Annotated in this window: 15 protein-coding genes; 1 reads left to right on the forward strand and 14 read right to left on the reverse strand. The window is 38.8% G+C overall.

Annotated elements, in window-relative coordinates; translation table 11 throughout:
• Nucleotide 1: 1 nt before the first annotated feature.
• The 14 genes from MHI57_RS12320 to pgsB form a co-directional block, all read right to left on the reverse strand.
• A complete protein-coding gene (locus MHI57_RS12320) occupies nucleotides 2-421 on the reverse strand; it encodes an HIT family protein (protein ID WP_340976561.1) in 420 nt (139 codons plus the stop codon).
• Between the two features lie 12 nt (nucleotides 422-433).
• Nucleotides 434-955, reverse strand: coding sequence for a KdsC family phosphatase (locus MHI57_RS12325; RefSeq protein ID WP_307315913.1), 522 nt, complete (start codon nucleotides 953-955; stop codon nucleotides 434-436).
• Nucleotides 956-966: 11 nt separating this feature from the next.
• Nucleotides 967-1,950 (reverse strand): KpsF/GutQ family sugar-phosphate isomerase, encoded by a 984-nt coding sequence (locus MHI57_RS12330; protein WP_340976563.1) that lies wholly within the window; start codon nucleotides 1,948-1,950, stop codon nucleotides 967-969.
• Entirely contained in the window at nucleotides 1,913-2,794 is an 882-nt protein-coding gene (gene kdsA, locus MHI57_RS12335) for a 3-deoxy-8-phosphooctulonate synthase (RefSeq protein WP_340976564.1), read from the reverse strand. Before kdsA ends, MHI57_RS12330 begins: the two co-directional genes overlap by 38 nt.
• A complete protein-coding gene (gene kdsB, locus MHI57_RS12340; RefSeq protein WP_340976566.1) occupies nucleotides 2,787-3,518 on the reverse strand; it encodes a 3-deoxy-manno-octulosonate cytidylyltransferase in 732 nt (243 codons plus the stop codon). Before kdsB ends, kdsA begins: the two co-directional genes overlap by 8 nt.
• Nucleotides 3,475-4,845 (reverse strand): capsular polysaccharide export protein, LipB/KpsS family, encoded by a 1,371-nt coding sequence (locus MHI57_RS12345; RefSeq protein WP_340976567.1) that lies wholly within the window; start codon nucleotides 4,843-4,845, stop codon nucleotides 3,475-3,477. Before MHI57_RS12345 ends, kdsB begins: the two co-directional genes overlap by 44 nt.
• A 361-nt stretch (nucleotides 4,846-5,206) precedes the next feature.
• Entirely contained in the window at nucleotides 5,207-6,829 is a 1,623-nt protein-coding gene (locus MHI57_RS12350) for an amidohydrolase (RefSeq protein WP_340976569.1), read from the reverse strand.
• A 16-nt stretch (nucleotides 6,830-6,845) separates the two neighbouring features.
• Nucleotides 6,846-8,312 (reverse strand): sodium:solute symporter family protein, encoded by a 1,467-nt coding sequence (locus MHI57_RS12355; protein ID WP_224937194.1) that lies wholly within the window; start codon nucleotides 8,310-8,312, stop codon nucleotides 6,846-6,848.
• Nucleotides 8,312-8,533: a DUF3311 domain-containing protein gene (locus tag MHI57_RS12360; RefSeq protein ID WP_340976571.1), complete on the reverse strand. Its 222-nt coding sequence runs from the start codon at nucleotides 8,531-8,533 to the stop codon at nucleotides 8,312-8,314. The genes MHI57_RS12355 and MHI57_RS12360 overlap by 1 nt, the downstream gene beginning before the upstream one ends.
• A gap of 249 nt (nucleotides 8,534-8,782) precedes the next feature.
• Nucleotides 8,783-10,402, reverse strand: coding sequence for a gamma-glutamyltransferase family protein (locus MHI57_RS12365; RefSeq protein WP_340976572.1), 1,620 nt, complete (start codon nucleotides 10,400-10,402; stop codon nucleotides 8,783-8,785).
• Nucleotides 10,403-10,415: 13 nt separating this feature from the next.
• Nucleotides 10,416-10,574, reverse strand: a complete 159-nt coding sequence (locus tag MHI57_RS12370) for a hypothetical protein (RefSeq protein WP_157733881.1) — start codon at nucleotides 10,572-10,574, stop codon at nucleotides 10,416-10,418.
• A complete protein-coding gene (locus tag MHI57_RS12375; RefSeq protein ID WP_340976573.1) occupies nucleotides 10,571-11,725 on the reverse strand; it encodes a CapA family protein in 1,155 nt (384 codons plus the stop codon). Before MHI57_RS12375 ends, MHI57_RS12370 begins: the two co-directional genes overlap by 4 nt.
• Nucleotides 11,726-11,743: 18 nt before the next feature.
• Complete coding sequence (pgsC, locus tag MHI57_RS12380; protein WP_095371783.1) at nucleotides 11,744-12,193, reverse strand: poly-gamma-glutamate biosynthesis protein PgsC; 450 nt, start codon at nucleotides 12,191-12,193, stop codon at nucleotides 11,744-11,746.
• 12 nt (nucleotides 12,194-12,205) lie between these two features.
• Nucleotides 12,206-13,387, reverse strand: a complete 1,182-nt coding sequence (gene pgsB, locus MHI57_RS12385) for a poly-gamma-glutamate synthase PgsB (RefSeq protein WP_095371782.1) — start codon at nucleotides 13,385-13,387, stop codon at nucleotides 12,206-12,208.
• Nucleotides 13,388-13,742: 355 nt separating this feature from the next.
• Between pgsB and MHI57_RS12390 the strand changes: the two genes are divergently transcribed.
• The gene (locus MHI57_RS12390) at nucleotides 13,743-14,537 is read left to right on the forward strand and encodes a GNAT family N-acetyltransferase (RefSeq protein WP_340976576.1); all 795 of its coding nucleotides are present in this window, start codon (nucleotides 13,743-13,745) and stop codon (nucleotides 14,535-14,537) included.
• The last annotated feature ends 20 nt before the right edge of the window (nucleotides 14,538-14,557 follow it).

The raw sequence follows: 14,557 nt of genomic DNA on the forward strand, positions 1-14,557 counted from the left end.
TTTATACTTGTACGAAATGTGTTTTCAGCCCTTTGACCCAATCCATTTCCTTTAGGGATACGGATGGGGCTCCTTCAATGACTTCAGAAATAAATGGCAGCCCCCGCTTAGCACTACCTTTTAGTCGTGGGATAAGATGAAAATGAAGATGCCGTACAAGCTCATTCATTGAAGTCATATATAAACGTTCACTGCCAATTACTTCTTTCAATGCGATCTCAACCACTTTGACGATATGAAAAAAATCATGCTGTTCTGCCTCGTTTAAATCGTGCCAATGTTCAATATGTCTCTTCGTTTCCAAGTGTAAATAGCCTAATGCAGTTCTTGATTCAACCGCAACAAGCATCCACCGATCATTACTGTAAATTACTTCACGCTTATGAGTGAACTGTTTTTCACAAATTGCACAGCTATTCAAGAGAAACACTCCTTACTGTCTGACCGCCTGTTGGTTAAGAAAATCCTTTACAAGTGCCGTGTAATCAAAACTTTGACGAAGAATGGATTCTATAATCTCCCGCACTGCGCCATTACCGCCCATCCGTTCCGCAACGATTTCCGCTTCTTGCTTCACTTCCTCAATCGCGTTTGCTGGACATGCAGCTAACCCGACCATATTCATTGCTTCTATATCATTGAGATCATCACCGATATAACACATTTGATTCACATCAATATCTATTTCTCCCGCTAATTGTAAAAGGGCGGATACTTTATCTTTCACACCTTGCTGCACATAGTTGATGTTCAGTTCCGCTGCTCGTTTCTCAACTGCCGCAGATCGTCTGCCTGTAATAATCGCAACCTCTATCCCAACAAACTTCGCTAGGCTAATTCCCATGCCATCATGTACATGAAATGCCTTTACTTCTTCACCACTGCTTGATAACAAGAGTTTGCCATCGGTTAACACACCATCAACATCTAACACGATTAAGCGAATATTTTTCATCAGTGTGCCTCCTACAACCCAAGATGCATAAGGTCATGAATATGAATCATACCAGTGGGCTCATGTTTTTCATTGACTATCGGCAGCACATTTACTTTATGCTGCTCCATTAATGTCTTCGCTTCAGAAGCAAGGTGATTTTCTGATAGGAAATATGGTTGTGGATTACAATATTGAAGGACTTGTTCTTCAAGTATTGTATTTGTCATCGCAAATGCTCTTCGAATATCACCATCTGTTAAAATCCCGAATAATTCATTTTTCTCTGTGACTACACTAATCGCGCCCATTCCTTGTAAAGTCATAGAGAATAGTGCTTCTTGAACAGTTGCATGTGTTGCAATAATCGGGTTTTTGCGGGTATTAGCGACCACATCAGCTGTTTTAAGTAATAATCTTCTACCTAATGAGCCTGCCGGATGAAAGACTGCAAAATCTTCTGGCTGAAAGTTTCTTGCTTCTAGTAAGGCAATAGCTAAGGCGTCTCCTAAAGCTAAAGTAACCGTCGTGCTTGTTGTAGGAGCTAAACCATGTGGGCAGGCTTCTACTACATTACCTATACAAAGGACGATCTCTGACTTTCTAGCCAATGTTGATAATGGGTTTTTCACAATACTAATCATTTTTGCACCGATTCTTTTTATGGACGGGATGAGCTGTAATACTTCTTCCGATTCCCCACTATTTGATATCGCTATCACTACATCCTTTGCCGTAACCATCCCTAAATCTCCATGCAACCCTTCCGATGGATGAAGGAAAATAGAAGGTGTACCTGTACTCGCCATAGTAGCATTGATTTTTCTGGCAATTATGCCTGATTTGCCTATGCCTGTAATAACCACTCTTCCTTCACATTGGAGAATCATGGCAATCGCTTCATTGATATGTGGACCGACTTGATCTTTTAACTGCATAATAGCTGTTGCTTCTTTTTCCAAGACAGAAATTACGTGATTAGTATAATCTAGCTGGTTCGTTTTCATATTCATCATGCTCATTCCCTCCTGCATAGGATGACGCTTTTAATAAACAATCCATAGCTACAATCGGTTTTAATATTTGTTCTACATCACTTAATTTCACCATATTCGGTCCATCAGATAACGCTTTTTCAGGGTTAGGGTGAACCTCCATAAAAATAGCGTCGACACCAACTGCTGCTGCGGCACGAGATAAGTAAGGAACAAATTCACGCTTCCCTCCTGTACTTGTACCATTGCCTCCTGGGATTTGCACACTATGTGTGGCATCAAATACAACTGGTGCCATTTCTCTCATCATTGGTAATGAACGCATATCAACAACTAAATTGTTATAGCCAAATGTTGAGCCTCTTTCTGTAAGTAATATTCGCTCATTGCCTGCTTCCTTTAACTTTGTCACAACATTGTTCATGTCATTAGGAGAGAGGAATTGACCTTTTTTTACATTGATAACTTTTCCTGTTTTCGCTGCAGCAGTAAGCAAGTCTGTTTGTCTACAAAGAAAGGCTGGGATTTGGATAATATCCAGTACTTGACTAGCTAAAGCCGCTTGGCTAGGCTCATGAATATCTGATAACACAGGAATGCGAAAGGCATCCTTCACATTTGCTAACATGTTTAATCCCGCTTGAAGTCCAGGCCCTCTTTCGGAAAAAATAGAAGATCGATTCGCTTTATCAAATGACCCTTTGAAGATAAATGGAATGCCTAAATGAGAGGTAATTTCTTTTAATCTTGCCGCTGTCTCCATCACTACTTCTTTGCTTTCTAACATACATGGTCCGGCAATTAATACAAAAGGACGCTCACCGCCAAATACGATTTCATCATTTAATCTGACTGTTTTAGACATACTGTTTTCCCCCTAGAATCTCTTCTATTTTTTGAATATCTTCCTTTGTGTCTACACCGTGGAACGGGTCATCTGTTGCAATCATTTTAATCAGGATATTATTTTCTATCAGTCTTAGTTGCTCAAGCATTTCTGCTTGTTCAAGCGGTGTTTGTGGGAGCATAACGAATCTCATTAATATTTCACGTGGATAACCATAGACACCAATATGTTTAAAATAATCGGTTTTCTCGCCTCTTTGAAAAGGAATCGGTGCTCTCGAAAAGTAGAGTGCCTCATTTTGCTCATTTGTAACGACTTTTACCACATTTGGGTCCGTGATATCTTCAGGGCGATTAATTTTTTTCATAGCGGTGATTACAGCCCTATTTTGCTGTTTTCGAGAGGTACGAACCATCTCATTAATTAGTGTAGGCTGGATGAGGGGCTCATCTCCTTGAATATTAATGAAAAAGTCACCTTCTATATTGGATGCTACTTCAGCCATACGGTCAGAGCCCGTTTCATGGGCGGCGCTTGTTAATATCGCCTCACCCCCGATTGATTCTACTACTCCCTTAATTTCTTCATGATCAGTAGCGACAATGACGCGTTCTAATTCTTCCGATTGGCACACTTGGCGATATACCCGTTCAATCATTGGTACACCAGCAATAAGTGCAAGTGGTTTACCTGGGAATCTAGTCGATGCGTACCTTGCGGGAATGATTCCAATCGCTTTCATCCAATACACCTCTCTCATAATCTTCTAATCTATTTGCTAAATTCTTTGCTGTTTGTTTATTAGGTCGATTGAGTACACCTTCTGTTTGGTAATGAAATCGTAAATAATAGAGAAATTTTTCAATTTTATCTATAGATAAAGGGGTCGATAATGACTTTTGCAAACTTTGATATAAAAGATCTGGATGCGGACATCTTTCCACTAGCGGATCAATATTGTATAAGGCATCTCCTAATGTAATCACCTTTTTGTAATGAGCAAGCGCTTCTATTCCGACTGTTGAATTGACCGTCACCACAGCTAAGCTAGCCTTCAAAAGCTTGTCCATCCGATATTTTTGAACAAATTGTACATTTGTATATTTGTTCTTTAATGATTGATAGTTTTGTCTTGATAAGTCTTCAGGATGTTCCTTTACAATGACTTTGATTTGCCTGTGATACGTCTGGTTATATTGTTCCACCGCTTTTAAAGTAATTTCTAGTAATTGCTCCATTGATTGAATATGTGGTGAATGATAAAAAATTTGCGTATCACGAGACACTTGAAACGGGAGAAAGATATATTCACCCCGCAAGTCAACCTCATCTTCCTTTCTTCGGCTATACCATTTCTTATGAACGAAATATTTGAGTCCTTGCCAGAAATTAATATGAGCAAAATAGTTTGGGTGGATACGCAAAAGTGACCCTGCCATTGATAATAGTTTTGCTGAAGCAACCTTCACTAGATTTTCCCTCTTTAGGTGCTTAAGTGATTCTTCCTCCGGGCGAAATATAAATTTCATTAGACGCGGACGGTCGACCTCCATATCCTGATAGAAGGAGAAGTCTCTCGGGACGCTCGAACAGGCATTAATCCCATTCGGATCACACGTAATCGTATACGGCCTGAACAGCCCATCTTCAAAGAAATACGTCCGCAAACCCTTCTTCTTTGCTAAATAACGGCATATTTGGTCAATCCAGTGATAGCCATTAAACAAGCAAATTACTTCTATGTTGTACTTATCAAGCAGGTGATCTAGTGCTGCCATGTACCGCTTATACATCCTAAGCTCACTTAGCGGGATTTCCTTTTGCAGTACCCTTTTTGTAAAAGTAATATTATATATCTGTAGATCCATTAACTCCTTGTCACTAATCGGGTATTCCTCTTTCGCCACATGATTAGGTAAAAAAACGGTTGGAATGGTCGTTTTCATTAGTAACTCATTTAATTCAAGCTGTATTAAATGAACTTGATGACCTTTTCGCTCCAACTCAGCCCCAATATCATGAAAAAGCCTCTTATTGCGGTTGCCTCGAATAAACATGAAATGAGCCATTAGCATCCTCCAAATTCATCGGCTGTATTTAACGCTTTATTTGCCTAGAGTGTATCATGACAATCGCCGGAAAATGATGGATTTACCGATTATTTACAAACCATTTAATAGACATTTACATTTGTTAGAAAATTTTCATAATAGTTAATAGAGGGTTTACAATTAAACTAAAAACGAAAGAGGTTCGTTTGTTATTGGAAATATAATGTGCTTTCCCCACACGACTCGCTATTGGCGATATCATTTAAAAAATATTCAATATAATAAGTTTCACATAATAAAAAAAGCCCAAAATGTATTTTAAATACACTTCTGGCTTTTATCGCATTAAAGATATTTTTACTATTCTTCTAATTTTTTCCTAAAGCACCTTTTGCGGGCAAGAATAAACAAACTCACCATTTATCATCGTTTTTTCAACAAACATATCTTTGATTTGATTAATAGGTTTGTTTAGTATACTTTCATTTAGAATCGTTAGGTCAGCCAATTTTCCAGTCTCTATACTTCCTTTTATATTTTCTTCAAAACTAGCATAAGCACCGTTCCATGTATAAGCTCTAATTGCATCCAATACTCCTATAGACTGCTCATCACCGATAGGATTACCACTGCTAGATTTTCGATTAACTGCTGAATGAATTCCCAGTAATGGATCCAAATCAATGACTGGAGCGTCAGAACCAAAAGCTATAATAATACCTTTATCCAAATAGTCTTTGGCAGGATACATGACATTTACACGATCTCCATAATATTCCTTGTAATGATCACCGTTCACGTAAATAAATCCTGGGTTAGGGATAGGAATAACTCCTAGATTCTTTATTCGTTCCTGTAAATCAGGTGCAGCAATACCCGCATGTTCAATTCGATGGCGATGATTCTCTCGCGGATTCTTTTTTAGTGCCTCTTCAATACAATTTAATACCATCTCAATTGCTTTATCACCTTGAGCATGAGCAGTTATTTGAAAACCGTTATCATGTGCTTCACCTAATATACGGTTTAACTCCTCTTGCTCATAATATATCACACCGAAATCTTTAGGGTTATGCGTGTAACCTTCTCTTGTGGCAATAGTTGGACCAGTACTGCTACCGTCAGTAAACAGCTTTGCAGGTCCGATTCTAAATCGATGATCCCCTTGACCACTAAACTTACCTTCATTAATCATATTCCTCACGAAATCATGTGAATTTGTTAATGACCCTACTATGGCATAAACCCTAACCTTTACCTTATTTTCATTGACGGCTTCCTGCATCATTCGCATCGTTTCGCCGCCATCTCCATAAGCTCCAGCATCATGTACACTTGTTATGCCATATTTAACAAAATCATCAGATGCCAAAGCCATTCCTTCTTTTAGTTCTTCACTAGAGTACGCTGCATGTTCAAATAATTGCATATGGGCATTTTCAATTAACTTACCTGTCAACAATCCTAAACAATCTCTTTCTAGGATTCCTCCATCAGGGTTCTTTGTATGTTCATTAATCCCTGCAATCTCTAAAGCTTTACTATTTGCAATTGAAGTATGATTACAGGTTCTAATAATAACAATAGGATGTTCAGTCGATATTTGATCTAATTCTTGCTTTGTTGGAAAACGCTTCTCTAATAAAGCGTCTTCCTTAAACCCCCATGCACGTACCCACTCACCTTTTGGAGTCTCTTGACATTTCTTTTTCAAATCTTTAAATATATCATTTAGGGATTTTATATGAGAAGCTTTACAACTAACACTAAGCAAATTCGTCCCGTAGATTGTTAGATGAAGATGAGCATCAATAAACCCTGGCAAAAGTGTTCTTCCTTCAAGGTTTATTAATTTCGTTTGATCAGATATGAAAGAACTCATTTCAGAATTCTTGCCAACTGCAATTATTTTATTACTTTTAATCGCTACCGCTTCATCAATTCTATTGTTCTCATCCATTGTCAGTACTTCACCATTTGTCATTACGATATCTGCTATCATATTTACCTTCCTTTCTTTAAGCTACATCTACATATTTACTTACTTGTTCAGCTTCTTGAGGTTTAGTTAGCAAACTAACTGTAATCATCACAAATACATTAGCTAGTAAGCCAATAATACCAGCATGGATATCAAACGGAACTGAATCAGCAACAAGCTGATAATAGAAATTTAAAATAGTGCCAATAATTAACCCACTTAATACTCCTTTTGATGTCGCTCTTCTCCAATATAAAGCACTATAAACACCTGGAGCGAATTGTACAATAGCACCATATGCTCCTAAAAGGAGAGCTACTAAACCTTGTCCACCAAAAACAGTAATATAGTAAGCTAGTCCACCAATAACAAATACACCAAGCCGCATAATTAATAGTGTTTGCTTATCTGTTAAGTTCTTTTTTACATTCTTAACAACACCATCAGTCACTTCCAAAGAAGCACTATGAGTGATGGCATCTGCTGAAGACATCGCTGCTGCTAAAGCACCCGCTCCTACTAACCCATAAACCCATCCTGGAAGGTTCATTACTGTCGTAATTAAATACGGCAGCACCTGATCAGGGCTACTCAACTCCCCTGAATCGACCACCCCTACAGCTGCATAACCAACTAAAAGGAGAGGGACGAGGAATAGGGCAAAAATTGGATATGCAAGTACTGTTTTTTTTATTATTTTGGCATTTGATGCATATGATTTAGAAAAAAGATGTGGCCACATGAGAAAACCTATAACAGAGACAAGAATTATCGTAGTAAAAGCCATAGGACTCATAGTGGAACCGTCTTTTCCAATTTGAAGAAATTCAGGTGTTTCGCGGGCGATTGTTGTGAACATATCAGATGTACCACCATGTAATTGATAAACAATAGAGAGGCCTACAACCCAAGAAACAATAATCATCAATAATCCTTGAAAAACATCAGACCATGCTGCTGCTCGAAGCCCACCAGTAGCCACATATACAACCACTATTCCGTAAGAAATTAGCGCACCTAACCAGATAGGCATACGCCCTTCTGTCATAATATTGAAAATAATTGCCATACCTGACATCTGAGTAGCCAAATATTGAATGGAAGCAAGTAATGCAATCATACCTACTACAATAGCCAGCCATGGACTATTAAATCTCCCTTTCAAAAAGGCTGATACAGTATATAAATTATTCTTTTTACCTATCTTCCCAATTTTAGGCCCAATAATATACCACGGTAGTATAGCAAATGCGGTATATGTAATAATATATAAAGCAGGGGCACCACGCGAATATGCCCAGCCTGGAGCGCCTAAAAATGAAAAAGCACTAAAAACCGCACCTCCCATAAGGAACCACATGACAAGTAAACCCAGCCCTCTTCCTGCAACCGCAAATTCATCTAACGAACTACTATCCCTCCCTCTACCCGCAAAAATACCAACTAGTAAGCATACAACTAAATATACAATCATTATGACCAATGCAATTTGCCAGTGAGGCATTAAAAATCCCCCTCTTCATTTTTATCCGGATCAATTAAATAAAGTACAATTAATGCAACAAATGTAATGAATATCCACAAAATCACCCAAAAAAATGAAAAGGGTAGCCCCAAAATAATAGGTGTTGGACGGTTCACTAATTCAAATAGCGGAAAAATAAGTAATAAAAACGGAATCATGGTAACAACCACATACAAAGAAATAAATTTGCGCTTTTTCATTTTTTCTCCTTTCCATAAATGATAATTCAGATATTTCATAATTATCTATTATTAATAGAATGATATCATTAGACAAAATGTAAAAATATTTAACCACCCATTATGACAACAAGTTTTTCCATCTATATTCAAATGATTAATATGGCGGTATTCTAAAGAAAGTATATGAGGTACCTTTTGCTTAACCACAGATTAAATTCCCAAAAAAAAAAGCATTCAATCAAACGTTTGATTGAATGCCTTTTTCATTTATTCAGCTTTCTTCCATTCTCCTATTCTACGGGGATCTGCAGCTCCGTCTAATGTACGGTCATTTAGTTGTAGGGATAAGGCATTGACACTGCCGAAGTAAGTGGCGTTGTCATTGATTTTCACTTTATAGCCTTTACTTTGTAGTTCGTTATAGGTTTCCCGTTTGAAGCCTGGTTCAATCTCAATTTTATCGTCTTCTAAATAAAAGCGTGGTCGCTCCACAGCTTGTTGTAAACTATAACCATACACAAGATGATAGAGAATGGATTCGGTGACCACTGCAGGAATTCTTCTTCCTCCAGGTGAGCCTATGCCGATAACTTCTTTATCATTTGCTAGAATCGTTGGCGAGATAAAGCTTCTTGGCCGTTTACCTGGTTCAAACACATTCGGACTTTTTTCATTTTCACTGTAATTGGTGAGTGCGTTATTCAGGAAGAATCCTTCCTTCATATACTCTCCTGTTCCAAAGAAGTTCCCTAATGAATTCGTTGTGGATACCATCATCCCGCTATCATCTACGACAACAAAATGAGTGGTATGCCCATAATCTTTACGTTCTGCCTCTGAATCATTTAATCGGGCACTTTTGAAAATGTCCTTACGCTCCTCCACCAACTCATCAGTAAACTCTTTACTCATTGATTTTTCCAAATCAAGATTGGTATAATCCATATCCCCTATTTGCGATAATCTCTGCTCGTAGGCAATTTTACTAATTTCTCCGAAAGAGGCGACAAATGAAGGTTCATCTTCCCATTTTTGTTCTTCTAATACTTTCTCTGCCATCTGTAATGATTGAATGACGGTCAGCCCTGAGTATGGTGGGGCAGATGAAAAAACATCGTATCCCATAAACTCTCCCTGCACTGCTTTCATTTTTTGTGAAGTATACTTACTAAAATCACTGCGGTCAAACGATTCATGTTGCTCAGCGAATGATTCTGCCATCTCACCTCGGTAAAATGCTGCCGCACCGCCATCACGGATGTTTTTAAGCGTCTGAGCAAGAGCTGGTTGTACGAGACGATCACCTGGTTCTATCGGCTCCCCATCAATAATAAAAGGTGAATTTTCATCCTCGTCTATCCGATTTTTTAGCGCTACCTTAAAGCGATACGATAAATCCTCATCTACCTCGAAGCCGTCTGCAGCTAGTGGGATCACTTTATCCATAATCTTCTTAAACGACATACTTCCTTCAGCCTCATGAATATCTTCCATTCCCTTTACAAATCCAGGAATGCCTGAATCTGATTCTACTTCCTCCGAAGAGAGCGGAGCCATTTCTCTATATTGCTGAACGAATGGCTTTGCGCCTTCTTGATATACAAGTGTCTCCCCGCCACCGCCAAGGCCTGAGCCATATGGTTCGACAACGGCTAATGCATAAGACACAGCAACAGCTGCATCAACTGCATTACCCCCTTCGTTTAATACTTCCATTCCTACCTTTACAGCTAACGGGTGGCTTGCACTTACCCCGTATTCACCGCTCTCTGTTCCTATCATCGGGAGGCTCACCTCTTCTTCACCCTTTCCATCAAATACCCGCAGAAGAACAATCACAATGAGAATAACGACCAGCAATCCTAGCAGTATAAGTTTTTTCTTCATTGTTCCTCCTTCTTTAATCTTGGTTTTCTTGCACCTTCACCTTCAATAACTCGATTTGTATTTCTTGTTCCTCTTTTTCTGTTAGCGTATCTGTTTGACTGAAGCCAACGATAAAAAGGAATAAACTGGCTACAAATAAATAAGGCAATAAACGTGTGAAGAACTTCTTCATTCTTCTCCCTCCCTTTGTTTAACCGTAAACGTTAATTTATCATCAACTGTCGCGTGATCCACATCCAAGTCTCTCGTTAATTGTCGGATAATTGACTGCTGTGAGAGCTTGTCCCAGTTTGATAGAGGGGCCGGTGTAGCTTCTCGTATTTTCATAGGGGTAATTTCGAAATTCGTTTCCCCTGTAGGCATGAGATGAAATTGTACGAGTGCTGTTTCTCTCGTTCTTGACCAGCCTTGGTCGAAAATAAAGTTACCCAAGCTATAAAAAATAACTGTGTCATCATAGACCTCAATCGACTCTAATACATGGGGGTGGTGTCCAATAACTAAATCGGCTCCAGCATCTGCTAACGCTCTTCCCAACTCTTTTTGTCGATCACTCGCTCGACTATTATATTCACGTCCCCAATGGGCATGGACAATCACGTAATCTGCTTTTTTCTTTGCCTCTGCGGTTAATGGGATAAAAGTGGCTGGATCAAAATCTAATATGCCGGCTTGTTTTTCTCCTGCCTTCGTTTCTTCAGAACTTATGTCGGAAAAACTAAGTGTGGCAATCGTTAATCCATTGATTTCCTGATAAGAAATACGATTACTAGCATCGGTACTATTTGTCCCAGCGCCAACGGCATCGATTCCTTGTTCATGAAAGGTATCAAGGGTATCAATCATTCCCTGTTCTCCGTAATCCATCATATGGTTATTCGCCATGGCCATCGTTTTAAATCCAGCATCCTTCATCGCCGCAACCGATTCACGATTGGCTTGCAATGTAATCTCTTTGTTTTCCATCGGTTCGAGCTCTCTGTCGCTTGCTACATTTTCAAAATTCCCTGTCGCATAATCCGCTTGATTAAACAAAGGCTCTACATAACGGAATAAATAGTCATAGCCATAACGGTTTGTTACTTCTTCCACATGTCTCCCTACCATCACATCTCCAACAGCCACGCCCGTTACTTGCGCATTCTCTTCTGGCTCAGCATCTGCATCCGTACGAATATCAAAACTATAGATAATAGCAAATGCGACTATTAACACCGGAAAAAGAATCATGATATGCACAGGAATACGCCTTTTCTGCTTCTTTAAGAAACGAAGAAGTTGTTCATGAAAATTAAGCTTCCTAGGTTTCTTTTTATGTTCCATTGTGGTCTTCTCTCTCCTTTAAAATAGGTAATACACGTACATAATGCCAAATGTGGCAGCGGATAAAAGCAGTGTGCTACCTAATGTAATGGTAACTCCTTGTTTTTGAATCGTATTTGCAATCAATCCTGGTACAATAACCCCCAGCCCTCTAAATTCATTAATCTCAAACGGTAATATCGGGTAAAAATAATCTAATATCAATTTGAGACATATCCCGGTAATCAGCATCGCAGCAAACTTGCGACGTCCGTATAAAATAACGACCTTTGATACACCGTATTTTACAATCACATAAGTTAATAAACTGACGAGCAAAATAATTAAAACAAAGATTGGCTGGTCTAATACAAGAGCCAGATAACCTGGCACGACTAACCCAGCAGGCATAATCCCAAATTTCTCAGCAAATAAGAGACTGAGTAGGACGCCTAGAATAAGAGATATGTATAAATCATCACCAAACATGGAAAACGCTCCTTAACTGACTAATTGTTTTATTTTCAAATGTTGAATTTCTTCTATTAACGGTTCTGCAGCACCATGTATATTGCCGACTCCATAAATGGTAGAACCTTTCATTTCTCCTTTTAAATGCTCGAGAATTTCTCCCGTATCCGACCCTTCTAAGTTTTCTAATGAATGGGCAGGTATAAGTCCTAGTTCGTATGCTTTCACAATCGGTTCCGCCGATTCCCCAATCACAACAAGTGTTTTCATTGGGATAAATGGTAAAACATCTCTTGCAAATTGTTCCGTACGATCAACGCGGTCTGCACGGCAATTCATGATAACAATGGGTTCCTTTGTCGGATATCCAACTTCTTCTACGCGCTTCCAAATATTCAAAGTTGAAGACGCATCATTTGCCGCAAAACCATTAACAAAATAGGATGGTTCTTTCGAATGTCCAATTGGCGAAATTCTCATCGCTCCTGGATCTGGTGGCGCATTGAGCATCCCTTGTCTTGCCGTTTTTTCATCAATACCAATCGCTTCTGCTACAGCCAGTGCTAAAGAGGCATTATCAGGGAAAACCATGTAATCGAACTGTTTTAGAAATGTTTCTGAAATCTTACTATTATCTGCAACAATCACGGTCGTGTTACGTTCCGCAGCTACTTTTTCATAATAATCACGATATGCATCATCGGTAATAATTAGATAACCATTATGTGGGATAGTCGCTGTAAAAGCCTCCGCAACTTCATCTAATGTTGGTCCCATGACATCCATATGATCCTCTAATACATTAACGATAACGCCGATGTTCGCTTGTAGTAATTCTTCTTGGAAAGTGATTTGGTAATCGGGGTTAACCGCCATACATTCACTGACCAATGCTTCCGCCCCACGCTCAACCGTCTCTTTAATCACTTCCTTCTGTTCACCAATGTTAGGCCCTTGAGGCTTTCTTACGATTGGTTTCTCTTCTGGATCATTCCAATAAATCATCCTCGCATCCGTTCCGGTTGTTTTTCCTACTGTCTTATAACCAGCTTCGAATAATATCCCGGTAATAAGCCTTGTGACTGTTGATTTCCCGCGGATTCCATTAATATTTACTCGTATCTTTAACGCATCTAGCCTCTTACGATGTTTTCTCTTCTCCATAATTCCTGCCGTTAATAAAATGAGACAGCAAACAACAATAATCCACATATGCCCGCCTCCTCTTTTCCTTTTTTTTCATTGTCAAATTGGCACGATTAATATATTAATATATAAATATTTCATAGCCATCACATGGAAATAAACTTTTTTTACCGATAGATGACAACCAGATTTGACTTAAAACAACAATTTCGGAGGGATAAATCACTATTAATAAACAATTTTTTCTAGTTGTTCAAACCGTTTTTCTTATAAAACATTTTTTATGTCCGTAGGTAGGTATTTCATTTATAAAAATTAGATGACAGGTGAAATCAATGCTGACATAAGATAGAAAAAAACTTCTCAAAGAGGAAATATCCAGAAGGGTGTCGAAAAAAAGTTGAACAAGGATGTGAAATGTATGAATGAAAAATTATGGGAACAAATCGAAATGGATACACTAACTTCACGCCTTCTTGCTATTGGAAACCTACAAAATAATCCAATGGGCGTATCCATTCAATCATTCGGACAAACGATGGCTTACACTGTTAAAAGTATTCCGGGGCCAGCTTTTAATGTGATCAAAGGGCTTTGTGGAGAAGACGAGTTATTGCTTGATGAAATAATTGATTTTTATGATGAAAAACATATTCCTGCTCGCTTCGAAATTGCACCGAGTCATCATTCCCAATCATTATTAAAGGCATTGCATAAACGTGGTTTTTATCAGATAGACTTTCATACCACTTTATATAAGCAGTTACCAGATACCATAAAACCTGTTAATAACGCAATAGAAATTCGCGCCTTACATCAAGATGAATTCCAAACTTTTGCTGACATATACACACAAGGCTTTCAAATGCCTTCTTTCTTACTTGAAGGCGTAGCACAAAACAATGCTGTCCTTTATTCGTTACCAGAATGGACTTTTTACTTAGCGTTAGTGGATCATGAACCGGCTGGTGTCGGCGTACTTTTTTGTAATGAAAAAGGGGGGAACCTCGCCGCTGCCTCTACCTTACCTACTTTTCGTCAAAAAGGTGTGCAGTCTGCACTTATTCAACAAAGATTTCAACATGCGCAGGAAATCGGCTGCAAATGGATAGTTGGGCAGGCCTCCTATGGTTCAGGTAGTCAGAGGAATATGGAGCGAGCAGGAATGAGGGTTGCCTATACAAAGGCGATATGGGTGAGGGATGAATCGTTATGAGGAGTAAAAAAATAGAGCCC

Source organism: Cytobacillus sp. FSL K6-0129 (genome assembly GCF_038007625.1).
Lineage (GTDB): Bacteria > Bacillota > Bacilli > Bacillales > Cytobacillaceae > Cytobacillus > Cytobacillus kochii.